The 14,718-nt window shown below is 44.1% G+C and carries 9 protein-coding genes and 4 tRNA genes; 11 read left to right on the top strand and 2 right to left on the bottom strand.

Features of this window, described 5'->3' with window-relative positions; all coding sequences use genetic code 11:
• Window positions 1-183: 183 nt before the first annotated feature.
• Window positions 184-951 (top strand): hypothetical protein, encoded by a 768-nt coding sequence (locus tag L3V30_RS00385; RefSeq protein WP_012841624.1) that lies wholly within the window; start codon window positions 184-186, stop codon window positions 949-951.
• Here the strand turns inward: L3V30_RS00385 and L3V30_RS00380 are convergent.
• Window positions 948-3,311, bottom strand: a complete 2,364-nt coding sequence (locus L3V30_RS00380; protein ID WP_237308043.1) for a DNA polymerase II — start codon at window positions 3,309-3,311, stop codon at window positions 948-950. The two genes, L3V30_RS00385 and L3V30_RS00380, sit on opposite strands and share 4 nt — an antisense overlap.
• 427 nt (window positions 3,312-3,738) lie before the next feature.
• Here L3V30_RS00380 and uvrY point away from each other — a divergent pair, with 427 nt between their 5' ends.
• The 10 genes from uvrY to nspC all read left to right on the top strand — a co-directional run bounded on the left by uvrY (window position 3,739) and on the right by nspC (window position 14,010).
• Window positions 3,739-4,383 (top strand): UvrY/SirA/GacA family response regulator transcription factor, encoded by a 645-nt coding sequence (gene uvrY, locus L3V30_RS00375; RefSeq protein WP_005386783.1) that lies wholly within the window; start codon window positions 3,739-3,741, stop codon window positions 4,381-4,383.
• 1 nt (window position 4,384) lies between these two features.
• Window positions 4,385-6,217 carry an excinuclease ABC subunit UvrC gene (gene uvrC / locus L3V30_RS00370; protein WP_237308042.1) on the top strand — a complete coding sequence of 611 codons (1,833 nt, stop codon included), beginning with the start codon at window positions 4,385-4,387 and terminating at the stop codon, window positions 6,215-6,217.
• Between the two features lie 46 nt (window positions 6,218-6,263).
• Window positions 6,264-6,821 (top strand): CDP-diacylglycerol--glycerol-3-phosphate 3-phosphatidyltransferase, encoded by a 558-nt coding sequence (gene pgsA, locus L3V30_RS00365; RefSeq protein WP_005394805.1) that lies wholly within the window; start codon window positions 6,264-6,266, stop codon window positions 6,819-6,821.
• A 461-nt stretch (window positions 6,822-7,282) separates the two neighbouring features.
• A tRNA-Cys gene (locus L3V30_RS00360) sits at window positions 7,283-7,356 on the top strand.
• A gap of 37 nt (window positions 7,357-7,393) precedes the next feature.
• Window positions 7,394-7,469 (top strand) — tRNA-Gly (locus L3V30_RS00355).
• Between the two features lie 77 nt (window positions 7,470-7,546).
• Window positions 7,547-7,633 (top strand) — tRNA-Leu (locus tag L3V30_RS00350).
• A gap of 13 nt (window positions 7,634-7,646) precedes the next feature.
• Window positions 7,647-7,722: transfer RNA gene (locus tag L3V30_RS00345), tRNA-Gly, on the top strand.
• A 911-nt stretch (window positions 7,723-8,633) separates the two neighbouring features.
• Window positions 8,634-11,510 carry a pyridoxal phosphate-dependent class III aminotransferase gene (locus L3V30_RS00340; protein WP_237308041.1) on the top strand — a complete coding sequence of 959 codons (2,877 nt, stop codon included), beginning with the start codon at window positions 8,634-8,636 and terminating at the stop codon, window positions 11,508-11,510.
• 18 nt (window positions 11,511-11,528) lie between these two features.
• Window positions 11,529-12,773 carry a carboxynorspermidine synthase gene (locus L3V30_RS00335; RefSeq protein ID WP_170891606.1) on the top strand — a complete coding sequence of 415 codons (1,245 nt, stop codon included), beginning with the start codon at window positions 11,529-11,531 and terminating at the stop codon, window positions 12,771-12,773.
• A 103-nt stretch (window positions 12,774-12,876) separates the two neighbouring features.
• Window positions 12,877-14,010 (top strand): carboxynorspermidine decarboxylase, encoded by a 1,134-nt coding sequence (gene nspC, locus L3V30_RS00330; RefSeq protein WP_005394797.1) that lies wholly within the window; start codon window positions 12,877-12,879, stop codon window positions 14,008-14,010.
• A gap of 78 nt (window positions 14,011-14,088) precedes the next feature.
• Here nspC and L3V30_RS00325 read toward each other — a convergent pair whose 3' ends face one another.
• The gene (locus L3V30_RS00325; RefSeq protein ID WP_005394795.1) at window positions 14,089-14,601 is read right to left on the bottom strand and encodes an ACT domain-containing protein; all 513 of its coding nucleotides are present in this window, start codon (window positions 14,599-14,601) and stop codon (window positions 14,089-14,091) included.
• Between the last annotated feature and the right edge of the window lie 117 nt (window positions 14,602-14,718).

Genomic DNA, 14,718 nt, shown 5'->3' with positions numbered 1-14,718 from the left:
ATTCATACTTATTAAGCAAAACTCGGTGATTATAGCGCTAAGTTAGCCGCCTAGCATTAAAATTCATTGCAGAAATTTGTTGTTACTCCCATGACTAAACACCTGAATGGACTTGATTCAGTGAGTCGGCTAAGAGAACATATAGCTCAACTTCTTGAACCATCTGAGATCACGTTTTAAGTCATGTCTCTGCCTGTTATCGATCCTAAACAACCATTTCAACCAGAGTTTGCGCCTTTAATTAGAGAAGTCACCGCTTGTCTCAAAGGTGGACTGGGGCAAAACTTACACAGCGTTTATGTGTATGGTAGCGTCGCTCGCAAAACAGCGGTCGCTGGGAGGTCGAACTTAGACCTGGTTGTCGTTACTCAATCATCCTTTGAGCACAATCGCGCGACTTTGCTCAACACAATTAAGTGGCGTGCGCAGCAGAGTTACCCTCAAGTTAATGGTGTATCGGTCCGTACAGCCTTAGTGAGCGAAGTAGCTAATTTAGATAGTATTTTCACTTGGGGCTTTATGCTTAAGCATTGCTGTGTCTGTGTTTATGGTGATGATCTAGCAGACTGTTTTGGTGATTACGTCCCAAGTTGGGAAATTGCTAAGCACTGGAATATGGATGTGGAAGATTGGATTACGGTGTATCGCAAAAAAATCGTACAAGCGAAGACGATAGAAGAGCAGGTGGCCGCCCAGCGCGTGATTGCTAAAAAGTTACTAAGAGCGTCATACTCTTTGGTGATGTATCGAGATAAACGTTGGTTTGATGACCCTATACAATGTGGCAAGGTATTCTTAACTTATCATCCTGAAAAGCAGCTTGAGATCGAGCGGCTAGAAATTTTACTTTCTGGCCGGGGTATTCCCAAGCGTTCTGTTATCGGGCTAATTGATGCGTTTGGTGATTGGTTAGTCAAACAGTACCAGAAAACAGAGTTTCGTATCGGTTAAAACAACCCCATTTGTGGTGCTGAAAGCCTGTCAAAATCCGTCCCAATGAAAGGGAGAATCGCATCTGCAACGGGTTTGAGTTGTTTATCAATGTAATGTTGATAATCAATCGGGCTATTGAGGTACTCATAAGGTTCAGGACCGTTCACGGTTATAATGTATTCAATTCGTCCTTTGTTTTGATACTGTAATGGGCGTCCAAGCTTGGCATTTATCTCATCCGCTAAACGAGCTGCACGTACTTGTGGCGGGACGTTCTTCTGATACTCATGCAGCTTTCTGCGCAGTCGCTTTTGATACACTAATTGTTCATCAAATTCACCGTTATTGGTTTTCTCAACCATTTCTCGGACATAGTCGCTTGGGTCTTCACCATGGAAAATCATTCTATAGAGCGTATTTTGAAATTTCTGTGCTAACGAGGTCCAGTCAGTACGGGCACTTTCTAACCCTTTAAATACAATCCGTTCTTGCTTTCCTTCACCGATTAAACCCGCATAGCGCTTTTTCGAGCCAGTTTCTGCGCCACGAATCGTTGGCATAAGGAATCTGCGATAATGGGTTTCATACTCGATTTCCAACATAGATGTTAGGTTGTACTCAGAACGCAGGTGTTCTTGCCACCAAGAGTTGATGTAATCAACTAATTGATTTCCAACAGCGTCAGCTTCTACTTGACTGTATGGTCGATTCAACGACACGAATGTGGAATCCGTATCGCCGTAAATCACTTGATATCCTTGCTCCTCAATCAGCACCTTAGTTTGCTTCATGATTTCATGTCCGCGCATGGTAATACTAGAAGCTAACCGAGTATCAAAGAAACGACATCCCGATGAGCCCAGTACGCCATAAAAGGAGTTCATGATGATTTTGATTGCCTGAGAAAAAGCTTTTTCATTGTTCTTCTTTGCAACATCACGTGCTGCCCAAAGCTTTTCAATCATTTCTGGTAAAAAGTGTTTCGTACGATGGAACTGCCCACCGCGAAAGCCAGGTACAGCCTGATTTTCTTCTTTTCCAATATCGAGCAATAACCCCTCAACTAAACCCATAGGATCAATCAAGAAAGAGCGAATAATCGATGGATATAGACTCTTAAAATCCAATACTAAAACAGAATCATATAGGTTAGGGATGGAGTCCATCACGTAACCGCCGGGGCTCGCAATCCAATTTTCAGGGTGTAGGTTTGGGGCAACGTAGCCTGCTCGGTGTATCTGAGGCATGTATAGGTTTGTGAATGCTGCAACCGAACCGCCGACACGATCCAGTTCTACACCAGTGAGACGAGAGCGCTCTATTGCAAAGTCGAGCAGGTGAGTGTGATTGAAAATCTTATTCACTAACACGCAGTCTTGTAAGTTATATTTAGCCAGCGATGGTTTGTCGGAGCGGTACATACGATTGATCTCATCCATACGGTCATGAACGTTGTGGATTTCTTTACCTTCCCCCAAGAGTTCTTGAGATACAGACTCTAATGACCAAGATCGAAAGTGGTAAGTAGCCGTTTTTAGCGTATCGATACCATCCATCACAACTCGCCCGGGAATGGAGATAAACCCTTGTTGGCTTTGAGATGAACTTCTAAAAAAGCTGGCTTGGTCTGCTCTGCCAAGCATTAGCTTCATGTTGTGCCATTCTGCTCGTTTGTGTAGCAGACGAAAGTCAAAATCAATGACATTCCAACCGACAATGACATCGGGGTCGAATTTTTTAAACCAATCGATGAGTGCTTCTAGAAGCGCCTTTTCATCCTGGACCCATTGTATCGGTGTAACCGAAGGTTCTGGTTCTCCGATCATGATAACGCGGGAATCTATGACGCTGTCTAATCCGATGGAGTAAAGAATGCCTTTCTCAGAGCATTCTAGATCTAACGAGACAACGTTTAACTTCGGCTCATATTGCCCCGTACGGCATTTTGCGTTCTGGACGCGTTGGTAGCCATTGGTACGAGTCACATTGCCTGTAAACTCAATACTGCCTTTAATAAAACGCTCCATGAGGTAGCGATCGGCGAGGCGAATATCACTTTCGTAAGTGGTGATATCATTTTGAGCGAACGTGTCTTTAAGTGTGAGAGCGTCTCTGGTTACGTTGGTATAGCATGCAGAAAGAGGCGTATGTTCAAACGTTTTGAGATCCAAAAGGCGGATGTCGACGGGTATGTTTTTTTCTCGCGCGAGTGTTTTTGCTTGCTCTGAGTGTTTCTGAGCGATGAAAAATACTGGCTTCTCACCATTAATAAGTAACTGAGTAGGACCTGCTTCTGTCGAAAGCCACAGCTCGATTTGAGTTTGACCTTTGATGTCTCGTGCCTGTCGAGTAAGCAGAAAGCCTTGTTGGATATTCAAATGTGAGAAACCTTAGAAAACTTGAAGAACGTTAGTTTAACATTAAGAACTGTAAAAATAACCAGTAAAGAAAACGGATCAAATTTTTGCTGGAATTAGTGATTACAAGTCAGCCTCTGGTGCAAGAGGGACAGTGTCATTTTAAGTTATAGCGTGTTTCTCTGGGCAATATGAAACCTAGTTACTTGATTTATTGTACTTAATGTTGTTAATTGTCTTTTCTTAGATTTCGGTTCTGCTCATCACGCTCTAAAATAATAGAGTGGTTTATGAATAAGTTCTTGCTAAAGTTTGCGTTTCAGCACATATTCATAGAAAGCAATTTTTTGTCGATTACGTTAGTATATAGGCAGTCATACTGATATCCACATTTAACAAATAATGGTTATGTGGGTGCAGAACCAATACAAAGTGTGGAGATACAAGTTTGATAAATGTTTTCCTTGTAGATGATCACGAGCTGGTTCGCACAGGGATACGACGTATTATTGAAGACGTCCGTGGAATGAACGTAGCAGGAGAAGCTGACAGCGGTGAAGATGCAGTAAAATGGTGTCGCAGTAATCATGCTGACGTCGTTTTAATGGACATGAACATGCCAGGAATTGGTGGCTTGGAAGCCACTAAAAAAATTCTTCGCGTGAATCCTGATGTGAAAATCATCGTACTTACCGTTCATACAGAAAACCCGTTTCCAACCAAGGTGATGCAGGCAGGTGCGTCTGGTTATTTAACCAAAGGTGCTGGCCCTGATGAAATGGTGAATGCGATTCGTGTAGTTAATAGTGGGCAGCGTTACATCTCACCAGAGATTGCGCAGCAGATGGCATTGAGTCAATTTTCTCCAGCCTCTGAGAACCCTTTTAAAGACTTATCCGAACGTGAATTGCAGATCATGCTTATGATCACCAAAGGCCAAAAGGTAACGGATATTTCTGAGCAACTTAATTTAAGTCCAAAGACAGTCAACAGCTATCGCTACCGACTCTTTAGTAAATTGGACATTAATGGTGACGTTGAGTTAACTCACTTAGCGATCCGCCACGGAATGCTGGACACCGAGACCCTTTAGCGTGAATCCTCCCTTCGATTCGGCTTCCTTTCTCAAGACAGTAACTCATCAGCCCGGCGTTTACAGAATGTACAACGCCGAAGCTGTTGTAATCTACGTAGGTAAAGCCAAAGACCTAAAAAAGCGCCTTTCAAGCTACTTTCGAAAAAAAGTAGACAGTGAGAAAACTCGCGCGCTTGTCAGTAATATCGCCAAAATAGACGTCACAGTGACTCACACTGAGACAGAAGCGCTCATCTTAGAGCATAACTACATCAAGCAGTATTTACCGAAATACAATGTTTTGCTGCGAGATGATAAGTCTTACCCTTATATCTTTATTAGCGGTCATAAGCACCCACGGCTTTCTATCCACCGTGGCGCCAAGAAGCGCAAAGGTGAATATTTTGGCCCCTACCCAGATTCTGGTGCAGTAAGAGAAACATTGCATTTGCTGCAAAAGATATTTCCTGTGCGCCTGTGTGAAGACACTGTCTATTCCAACCGAACGCGTCCATGTTTGATGTACCAAATTGGCCGTTGTGCAGGGCCATGCGTTGATACCATCATTTCTGATGAAGAATACGCAGAGTTGGTTGGCTTTGTGCGCATGTTTTTGCAAGGCAAAGATCAGCAAGTACTCAAACAACTGATCGAGAAAATGGAAGTTGCCAGTCAGCAATTGCGCTTTGAAGATGCCGCTAAATTCCGCGATCAAATTCAAGCGATTAGACGTGTTCAAGAGCAGCAGTACGTCTCAGAAGACAGCATGGATGATATGGATGTACTCGGGTTTGCTCAGGAGAATGGTATCGCGTGTATTCATATCCTGATGATACGCCAAGGTAAAGTGCTTGGTAGCCGTAGCCATTTTCCGAAAATCCCACAAAATACAAGCCAGCAGGAAGTGTTCGATAGTTTTCTGACTCAATACTATTTGAGCCATAACGAAGCGCGCACGATTCCTTCTCGTATTATTTTGAATCAAGAGTTGGCAGAAGATATTGCGCCAATACAGAAAGCGTTAAGTGAAGTGGCAGGTCGTAAGGTTCATTTCCATACCTCGCCAACTGGCTCTCGAGCAAGGTATCTCAAGCTTTCGAACACGAATGCACTAACGGCGATTACCACCAAAATCAATCACAAGATGACGATTAATCAGCGTTTTCATGCGCTTCGCGAAACATTGAAGTTGGAGTCTATTGCTCGAATGGAGTGTTTTGATATCTCCCATACCATGGGGGAAAGTACGATTGCATCGTGTGTGGTGTTCAACAATGAAGGCCCCGTTAAGCAGGAGTATCGTCGCTATAACATCACTGGGATTACTGGTGGTGACGATTACGCTGCAATGGGACAAGCGTTGGAGCGCCGTTATTCGAAGCAATTGGACGTAGAGAAAATTCCCGACATCATCTTTATCGATGGTGGTAAAGGCCAGTTAAATCGTGCGCATGATATTATTTCGCAATATTGGGGAGATTGGCCAAAGCGTCCCATCATGATTGGTATTGCAAAAGGCGTTACTCGCAAACCAGGCTTAGAAACGCTGATTACAGTCGATGGAGACGAGTTTCATTTACCAAGCGATGCTCCAGCGCTGCACCTTATTCAACATATTCGTGATGAAAGCCATAACCATGCTATAGCGGGGCACCGCGCTAAGCGAGGTAAAACCAGACGTACGAGTGCTCTCGAAGGGATTGAGGGAATCGGCCCTAAACGACGTCAGGCGTTACTCAAGTACATGGGTGGGTTACAAGAACTTAAACGTGCAAGTGTCGAAGAAATCGCCAAAGTACCGGGAATAAGTCACTCTTTAGCAGAAATTATTTTCCAAGCATTGAAACAATAAGGAAAATCGCGCAACATTAAGCCGCAATGTGTAAGAGAATAATAAAATGCGTTTGAATATCCCGAACATTCTGTCTCTTCTTAGACTGTTCCTAATCCCTGTTTTTGTGGTTGTCTTTTATCTACCTTATTCATGGGCACCGTTTGCAGCAGCAATGGTGTTTTGGGTAGCGGGTTTTACTGACTGGCTTGACGGTATGTTGGCCCGTAAACTTGGCCAAACTTCTCGTTTTGGCGCGTTTATTGATCCTGTCGCTGATAAAGTGCTAGTGGCAACGGCATTGATTTTAATCACGGAACATTACCATTCAATTTGGGTGACCATTCCTGCGGTAACGATGATCGCGCGAGAAATCATTATCTCAGCATTGCGAGAATGGATGGCTGAAATCGGTAAGCGAGCCAGTGTTGCGGTATCTTGGGTTGGCAAAGTAAAAACTGTTTCGCAAATGTTCGCCTTATGGGTGTTGATATGGCGTTACGATGAATGGATGGTTTGGTTAGGCTTTGCGGCCTTGTATGTGGCAACTTTCTTGACGTACTGGTCAATGATTCAATATTTAGCTGCTGCGAAAGATGATCTGTTGAATGAAGAGCATCATTAAATTCTGATATTAGAAAGCAGGCTTAATAGCCTGCTTTTTGTATCTAAGATAATCTACAGCATTTCTTTGCTTCTCACGTTTTTTAATGCTTGCTAACGGCCATGCTTGAAATTTCTATCTGAGTTCCTGTTTCGATAGAATTCCATATGTGATCTAAGTCTTGTTTTTGCCCTTGGAGAGTCTCAGAGAAGCGAGTCTCCTGATTGTTAACGCTTCAATACACGTAACGCACGGCCAGCAGTGTAAGGCGTAGCCAAAGTTTTATGATAAACAAGTGTATTTAAGCGATTTTTAGTATTAAAACTAAGCAATCTACCGTCTTTCGCACAAATTCTAGTCAAACGATTTAAAAAAATAAAAATAGTATTGACTCGATCGCTCGAATCCGTAGAATGCATCCCGTACCCAAGAGAGCATAGCTCTAAAGGGTGGTGAAAAAGCTTAGCTTTATTCACAAATGAGGCGCCTTGGCAGAGTGGCTATGCAGCGGATTGCAAATCCGTGGACCTCGGTTCGACTCCGGGAGGCGCCTCCATTATTCTTTTGAGAGTGAATAGCTTTCGAGAATAAATGCGACACTAGCTCAGTTGGTAGAGCGCAACCTTGCCAAGGTTGAGGTCACGAGTTCGAACCTCGTGTGTCGCTCCAAATTTTATTGATATGGCGTTAGCGGTATCAGATGGTGTTTTACTTTTCTGTAAAGGCATCACAAAGAATATTTGTGTGCCCTGGTGGTGGAATTGGTAGACACAAGGGATTTAAAATCCCTCGACGTTCGCGTTGTGCCGGTTCAAGTCCGGCCCGGGGCACCATCTCATATTAAATGCGACACTAGCTCAGTTGGTAGAGCGCAACCTTGCCAAGGTTGAGGTCACGAGTTCGAACCTCGTGTGTCGCTCCAGATTTAAGGCCCAGCATGAAAATGTTGGGCCTTTTTTGTATTTCTTCAAATCTTAAATTTCTTCTCTGTGATGGATTTCGTTAAGCACTGAGCTCCTTCAGCTTACTAACTTAACTTCTTGTTAATTTTAGCCATAGCAACGTCACTTCATGGCCATACCCATCCAGCTAGCTTAAGTTTAGTCAATCAAAGTTCTGTGAATAAAGACTCATCGCTTTAGGCTGAGCAGTAACGTAAATACTAGCTCTGTTAAATACCTTGGATACTGAAAATAATGTTCTACGATTAAAGAGTGGTATGTTCATAAACCGTTTTGGTTCATGGTGCTGATATTGTAAGGATATTTGTTTAAATAACAGGTATTTGAGAAAAGAAGAAAAGCGTTGTAGATGAGTATGAATGTACAAATATCACTAGGGGGAACTTTGTTGTGATTTGCGTCACTGTTACTAATATGAAAAATCGTTGCCAGAAGATTTTATTTTGTGATAAATTCGCGCGCAATCTCGGAGCGTAATTAACAACGTTTGATCTCTGGGGGATACGCGTAGTGACCATTCAAGCTGATTGTGACACTGCGTAGGGTAGGTATCGGCAAAGCCTTTTGTCGATAGACGGGATACTAATGCTGTAAAAGCGGCATATTAATGGGAAACCCAACATTGAAACCTTTGAATAAACACACACTAATCAGCTTCATACTGCCGAAATGTCCTGTTTTACAAAACGGGTGCATTACGGAACCTTGATTAATCCCTTTTACATATAAAGTCACGAATATCGTGGCAGATGATCTGTATTTGTCATTTTGCACTGACAAATGCGGAGGGGTATACACACCTCCTGTAACTTCATTCCAATGATTATTAATACAGGATATAGAATTATTATAATTCAAGGGATTATGTAGTATGAGCACTGCCTTTGAAGTCGATAGCAATATCGCAAACATTTTTTCGTCTCAGGTTCCTATCGTTGAGGGAACGTATGACTTAACGCCAGATCAAGTATTGATTGATCAGGCTGAGCATGAATCTGAAGTGCGTTCTTATCCACGTCGCTTGCCAATCGCAATCAAACAAGCTTTTGGTTGCTTGGTTGAAGATACACGTGGACAGATCTTTTTAGACTGCCTTGCGGGGGCGGGCACTCTAGCTTTGGGGTATAACCATCCTGAAATAAACCAAGCTCTGAAAGAGCAATTAGATTCGGGTCTGCCATATCAGACGCTAGATATTGCAACATCAGCAAAAACGACGTTTATTCAATCTGTTAAATCCTTTCTTCCTCAAGAGTTAAGTGAGAACAGCGTTATCCAATTTTGTGGTCCGTCTGGAGCCGATGCAGTTGAAGCCGCGATCAAACTCGCAAAGCAGACTACTGGTCGTAACACCATGTTTGCTTTTCGTGGCGCATATCATGGTATGACTAACGGCACAATGGGCATGATGGGCAACCTAGGTACGAAAGCGCGTCGAACTGGTTTAATGTCAGACGTGCACTTTATGCCTTTCCCATACAATTTGCGTTGTCCATTTGGACTTGGCGGTGATGAAGGTGCGAAAGCAAGCATTCGCTATATCGATCGTCTTTTAAACGATGATGAATCGGGCATTATGAAGCCTGCTGCGATCATCGTTGAGCCAGTGCAAGGTGAGGGTGGTGTTGTTCCTGCGCCAGCATTCTGGCTGCGAGAGTTACGTCGTATTTGTGATGAACACGGTATCTTACTGATCTTCGATGAGATCCAGTGTGGTGTTGGTAAAACTGGCTACAATTTCGCATTTGAAGAGTCGGGCATTGTTCCAGATATCCTGTGTTTATCAAAAGCTATTGGCGGTGGCTTACCAATGTCGTTATTGGTTATCAACAAGCAGCATGATACTTGGAAGCCGGGCGAACACACAGGTACGTTTCGTGGCAATCAGTTAGCCATGGTCTCTGGTGCGAAAGCATTAGAAATCATCCAGCGTGACAATCTGGTTGAGCATGCCAATATTGCGGGCCAGTATTTGCGCTATGGTCTTGAAAGCATTCAAAAGCGCGTGAATTGTATCGCAGAAGTACGTGGCAAAGGTTTGATGCTTGGTGTGGAGATTAAAAATCCAAACGGCGAGCTCAATAAATTTGGCGAACCTCAAGCGGATAGTGAACTCACTCTTTCCATTCAACGCGCAGCACTTGAGCGTGGCTTGATCGTTGAGAAAGGCGGACGTGAAGGTGCAGTAATTCGCTTCCTTCCTCCTCTTATCATCTCGTTTGAGCAAATCGACTTTGCTTTACGTGTATTTGAAGACGCGATTTTAGCAGCCGGCGGTAGTCACATCGACACTCAGCCACAAGATGAATGGAAGAAGCATTTCATCCACACTGGAGAGTTGGGCAGCAATGAGTTTGCTTCGGTGATGAATCACACTACGACAGCAATGAAATCAGTGTTTGAACAGGTTGCTGCACCATACTCAGGTATGGATCCAAAAGCATTGGAAGCAGCGATCCATGCTGTTGATCTTGACAATAAAAATGCGCCTCTCAAAACGGTTATTGATGATGCAGCCGAGTTGGTCGCGAAAAACGCGATTTTTACGCAACATCCAGATTGTATCGCTCACCTTCATACTCCACCGTTGATGCCTGCTATTGCCGCAGAGGCAATGATTGCGGCTTTGAACCAATCAATGGACTCATGGGATCAAGCTTCATCAGCGACTTATGTTGAACAGAAAGTTGTGAACTGGCTATGCGATAAATACGAGTTAGGTGAAAAAGCGGACGGTATCTTCACGAGCGGCGGCACGCAAAGTAATCAAATGGGTTTGATGCTTGCGCGTGATTGGATTGCTGACAAACTCAGTGCGCACTCAATTCAAAAGCTTGGGCTTCCTGAATACGCAGAGAAGCTGCGTATAGTGTGTTCGAAAAAATCCCACTTCACGGTTCAAAAATCAGCGTCTTGGATGGGATTGGGTGAAAAAGCGGTTATGACCGTCGATGCTAATGCCGATGGAACGATGGATGTCACTAAGTTAGACGAAGTTCTAAATCAGGCAAAAGAAGAAGGTTTGATCCCATTTGCAATTGTCGGCACAGCGGGCACAACGGATCACGGTGCTATTGATGACCTAGACTTTATCGCCGATATGGCAGCGAAACATGACATGTGGATGCACGTCGACGGTGCATACGGTGGAGCTCTGATTCTAAGTAGCCAAAAAGCCCGTCTGAAAGGTTGTGAGCGTGCACACTCCATCAGCGTAGACTTCCACAAGTTGTTTTACCAAACCATCAGTTGTGGCGCGCTGTTGGTGAATGACAAGTCTAACTTTAAATTCCTGCTTCATCATGCAGACTACTTGAACCGCGAGCACGACGAACTACCGAACTTGGTGGATAAGTCTATTGCTACAACTAAGCGTTTTGATGCGCTAAAAGTGTTTATGACGATGCAAAGCGTGGGGCCAAAAGTCCTAGGCGATATGTACGATCATTTGCTTGATCAGACGCTTGAAGTTGCGGACATGATTCGAGATAACAAACACTTTGAGTTGTTGGTTGAACCATCGCTATCTACGGTTCTGTTCCGCGCGACACATGAATCAGCGGATCTTGATGAACTGAATAAAACGTTGCGCTTAGAAGCGTTAACACGCGGTATCGCGATATTGGGTGAAACCATTGTCGACGGTAAAACTGCATTGAAATTTACGATTTTGAACCCGTGTCTGACGACGGCGGACTTTGAATCTTTGCTCTCAAAAATCAATACGCTAGCGGCAGAGCTAGTTTAACAAAGGTAACGGAAAACTATGGCAATTCTACAGATTGGTGCAGGCGGCGTTGGCTGGGTAGTTGCACATAAAGCAGCACAAAACAACGACGTTCTGGGTGATATCACAATCGCATCACGTACCGTAGGTAAGTGTGAGAAAATCATCGAATCGATTCAGAAGAAAAACAATCTGAAAGATTCAACTAAGAAACTAGAAGCTCGTGCGGTAAACGCGGACGACGTAGATTCTTTAGTTGCTTTAATTAAAGAAGTGCAGCCTGACTTAGTGATCAACGCGGGTCCTCCTTGGGTGAACATGTCTATTATGGAAGCATGTTACCAAGCTAAAGTGTCATACCTTGATACATCTGTTGCGGTTGATTTGTGCTCTGAAGGCCAACAAGTACCTCAAGCTTACGATTGGCAGTGGGGCTACCGTGAGAAGTTTGAAGAGGCGGGTATCACAGGTATTCTTGGTGCCGGTTTCGATCCGGGCGTAGTATCGGTGTTTGCTGCATACGCGGTGAAACATCTGTTCGATGAAATCGATACTATCGACGTAATGGATGTAAACGCAGGTGACCACGGTAAGAAGTTCGCAACTAACTTTGACCCAGAAACGAACATGCTTGAGATTCAAGGTGATTCCTTCTACTGGGAAAACGGCGAGTGGAAACAAGTACCTTGTCACTCACGTATGCTTGAGTTTGAATTCCCGAACTGTGGTTCACATAAAGTGTACTCAATGGCGCACGACGAAGTTCGATCTATGCAAGAGTTCATCCCGGCGAAACGTATCGAATTCTGGATGGGCTTTGGTGATCGTTACCTAAATTACTTCAATGTAATGCGTGACATCGGTCTACTCAGCCCAGATCCACTAACACTGCACGACGGCACGGTTGTTCAACCTTTGCACGTGCTTAAAGCGTTGCTGCCAGATCCAACATCACTAGCTCCTGGTTACACTGGCCTAACGTGTATCGGTACTTGGGTTCAAGGTAAGAAAGATGGCAAAGAGCGCAGTGTATTTATTTACAACAACGCTGATCACGAAGTCGCATACGAAGATGTTGAACACCAAGCTATCTCATACACCACTGGCGTACCTGCGATCACTGCGGCTTTGCAGTTCTTCCGTGGTAAGTGGGCAGACAAAGGCGTGTTCAACATGGAGCAGCTAGATCCAGACCCATTCCTAGAAACCATGCCATCGATTGGTCTAGATTGGCATGTTCAAGAACTGGATCCAGGACAACCTGTTATCCATAAATTGAAGTAAGAATTTAGCGACTCTTATTTGTACGTTTAAGCCGATGCACTTGCGTCGGCTTTGTTCGATTTTATAGTGCCTTTGCTAAGGCGAAGGGACGTAAGGTATCAAAATGCAACAAAACGAACTAAAAACGCCATACTTCATGATTAATGAAGACAAGCTGATTGAGAACCTAGAGAAAGCAAAACAGCTAAAAGACATCTCTGGTGTGAAGCTTGTATTAGCACTGAAGTGCTTCTCAACATGGGGTGTATTCGACATCATCAAGCCTTACCTAGACGGAACAACCAGCTCTGGCCCGTTTGAAGTGAAGCTTGGCTACGAAACGTTCGGTGGTGAGACACACGCATACAGTGTGGGTTACAGCGAAGATGACGTTCGCGACGTGGCGGACATCTGTGACAAGATGATCTTTAACTCTCAGTCACAGCTAGCGGCTTATCGTCATATTGTCGAAGGTAAAGCATCGATTGGCTTGCGACTAAACCCAGGTGTGAGCTACGCAGGGCAAGACTTAGCAAACCCAGCTCGTCAATTCTCTCGTCTTGGTGTTCAGGCTGATCACATCAAACCGGAAATTTTTGATGGTATTGATGGCGTGATGTTCCACATGAACTGTGAGAACAAAGACGTGGATGCGTTTATCGGCTTACTCGATGCTATTTCAGAGCAGTTTGGCGAGTACCTAGATAAGCTGGACTGGGTAAGCATGGGTGGCGGCGTGTTCTTCACATGGCCGGGGTACGACATCGAGAAATTGGGTTTAGCGCTTAAAGCATTCTCAGAGAAACACGGCGTACAAATGTATCTAGAGCCGGGTGAAGCGATCATCACTAAGACAACCGATCTTGTTGTAACAGTGGTTGATATTGTGGAGAACGTGAAGAAGACGGCGATTGTCGATTCAGCAACAGAAGCTCACCGTTTGGATACACTTATCTACAACGAACCAGCGTCCATTCTTGAAGCATCTGAAAACGGTGAACATGAATACGTGATTGGATCGTGCTCTTGTTTAGCTGGTGACCAGTTTTGCGTGGCGAACTTCGAACAGCCTCTCGAGATCGGACAGCGTCTGCACATTCTAGATAGTGCAGGTTACACCATGGTGAAACTGAACTGGTTCAACGGTCTACGTATGCCTTCGGTTTACTGTGAACGCTCGAATGGTGACATTCAAAAACTGAATGAGTTTGACTACTCTGATTTCAAACGTTCACTATCTCAGTGGTCAGTGAAATAAAACGTATTGAGTATTAGAACGACAAAGAGCAGCTGAATTGCTGCTCTTTTTTATTGGGGAAGCGTTAAAGGTGTGCAGTTAGCTTTCTACGATTACACGAGTGTCTTCACTCAGAGATTCTAACTCATTAGCCACGTCCTCTATCTCTAGCTCGCTAGGCAATTTAATCGCCATTTTTGCGCTGAATAAGCTGGAGCTTACCCCACCGCCGCCTGCAATGAATACGCGTTGGCAATCCATATCTAGAATTGAAATGCCTTGATTATCGAGAACGTGAGTAATTTCATTCACAATACCTGCTCTATCGTTGGCATCTAAGCGAAGCTGAAAGATAGTGTCTTCACGATGCGAGTGAGGATCCGAGTCAACGAACCTAACCACAAGAGTTTGACATGAAGAGAACGCCTCTTTAACGATGTCGGCATTTTCTCTTGGAAGCTCTACTTTGATGACACCTGCAACTTGATCTTCGATAAAGTTTACTTTGCTTATCAGCCATTTACCGCCATTTTCATGAGTGATTGCTGCGAGTTCTTTGATGGTTGCGGGTGACGCTTGTCCGACAAAATTAACAATAAATACGGTGTTCATAATGTCCCCTCCTGGAATAAGGTTTGGACGCAGTACGAATTAACGTGCTACTTAAGTTATTGGAATAAATCCTTTTATTTAGTGTAGGTGCTAGGAGAGGGTTATGTTTGATGAAAG

It is taken from the genome of Vibrio sp. A1-1, assembly GCF_021728175.1.
Lineage (GTDB): Bacteria > Pseudomonadota > Gammaproteobacteria > Enterobacterales > Vibrionaceae > Vibrio > Vibrio diabolicus.
Note: the sequence above shows the minus strand (reverse complement) of the source record. Positions and strands in the feature narration are given on the sequence as shown.

Excerpts from the sequence above, each read along its gene's own strand:
- L3V30_RS00385 (WP_012841624.1), top strand. The coding sequence starts at position 184 with ATGTCTCTGCCTGTTATCGATCCTAAACAACCATTTCAACCAGAGTTT.
- nspC (WP_005394797.1), top strand. The coding sequence starts at position 12,877 with ATGCAACAAAACGAACTAAAAACGCCATACTTCATGATTAATGAAGAC.
- pgsA (WP_005394805.1), top strand. The coding sequence starts at position 6,264 with ATGCGTTTGAATATCCCGAACATTCTGTCTCTTCTTAGACTGTTCCTA.
- L3V30_RS00335 (WP_170891606.1), top strand. The coding sequence starts at position 11,529 with ATGGCAATTCTACAGATTGGTGCAGGCGGCGTTGGCTGGGTAGTTGCA.
- L3V30_RS00340 (WP_237308041.1), top strand. The coding sequence starts at position 8,634 with ATGAGCACTGCCTTTGAAGTCGATAGCAATATCGCAAACATTTTTTCG.
- L3V30_RS00325 (WP_005394795.1), bottom strand. The coding sequence starts at position 14,601 with ATGAACACCGTATTTATTGTTAATTTTGTCGGACAAGCGTCACCCGCA.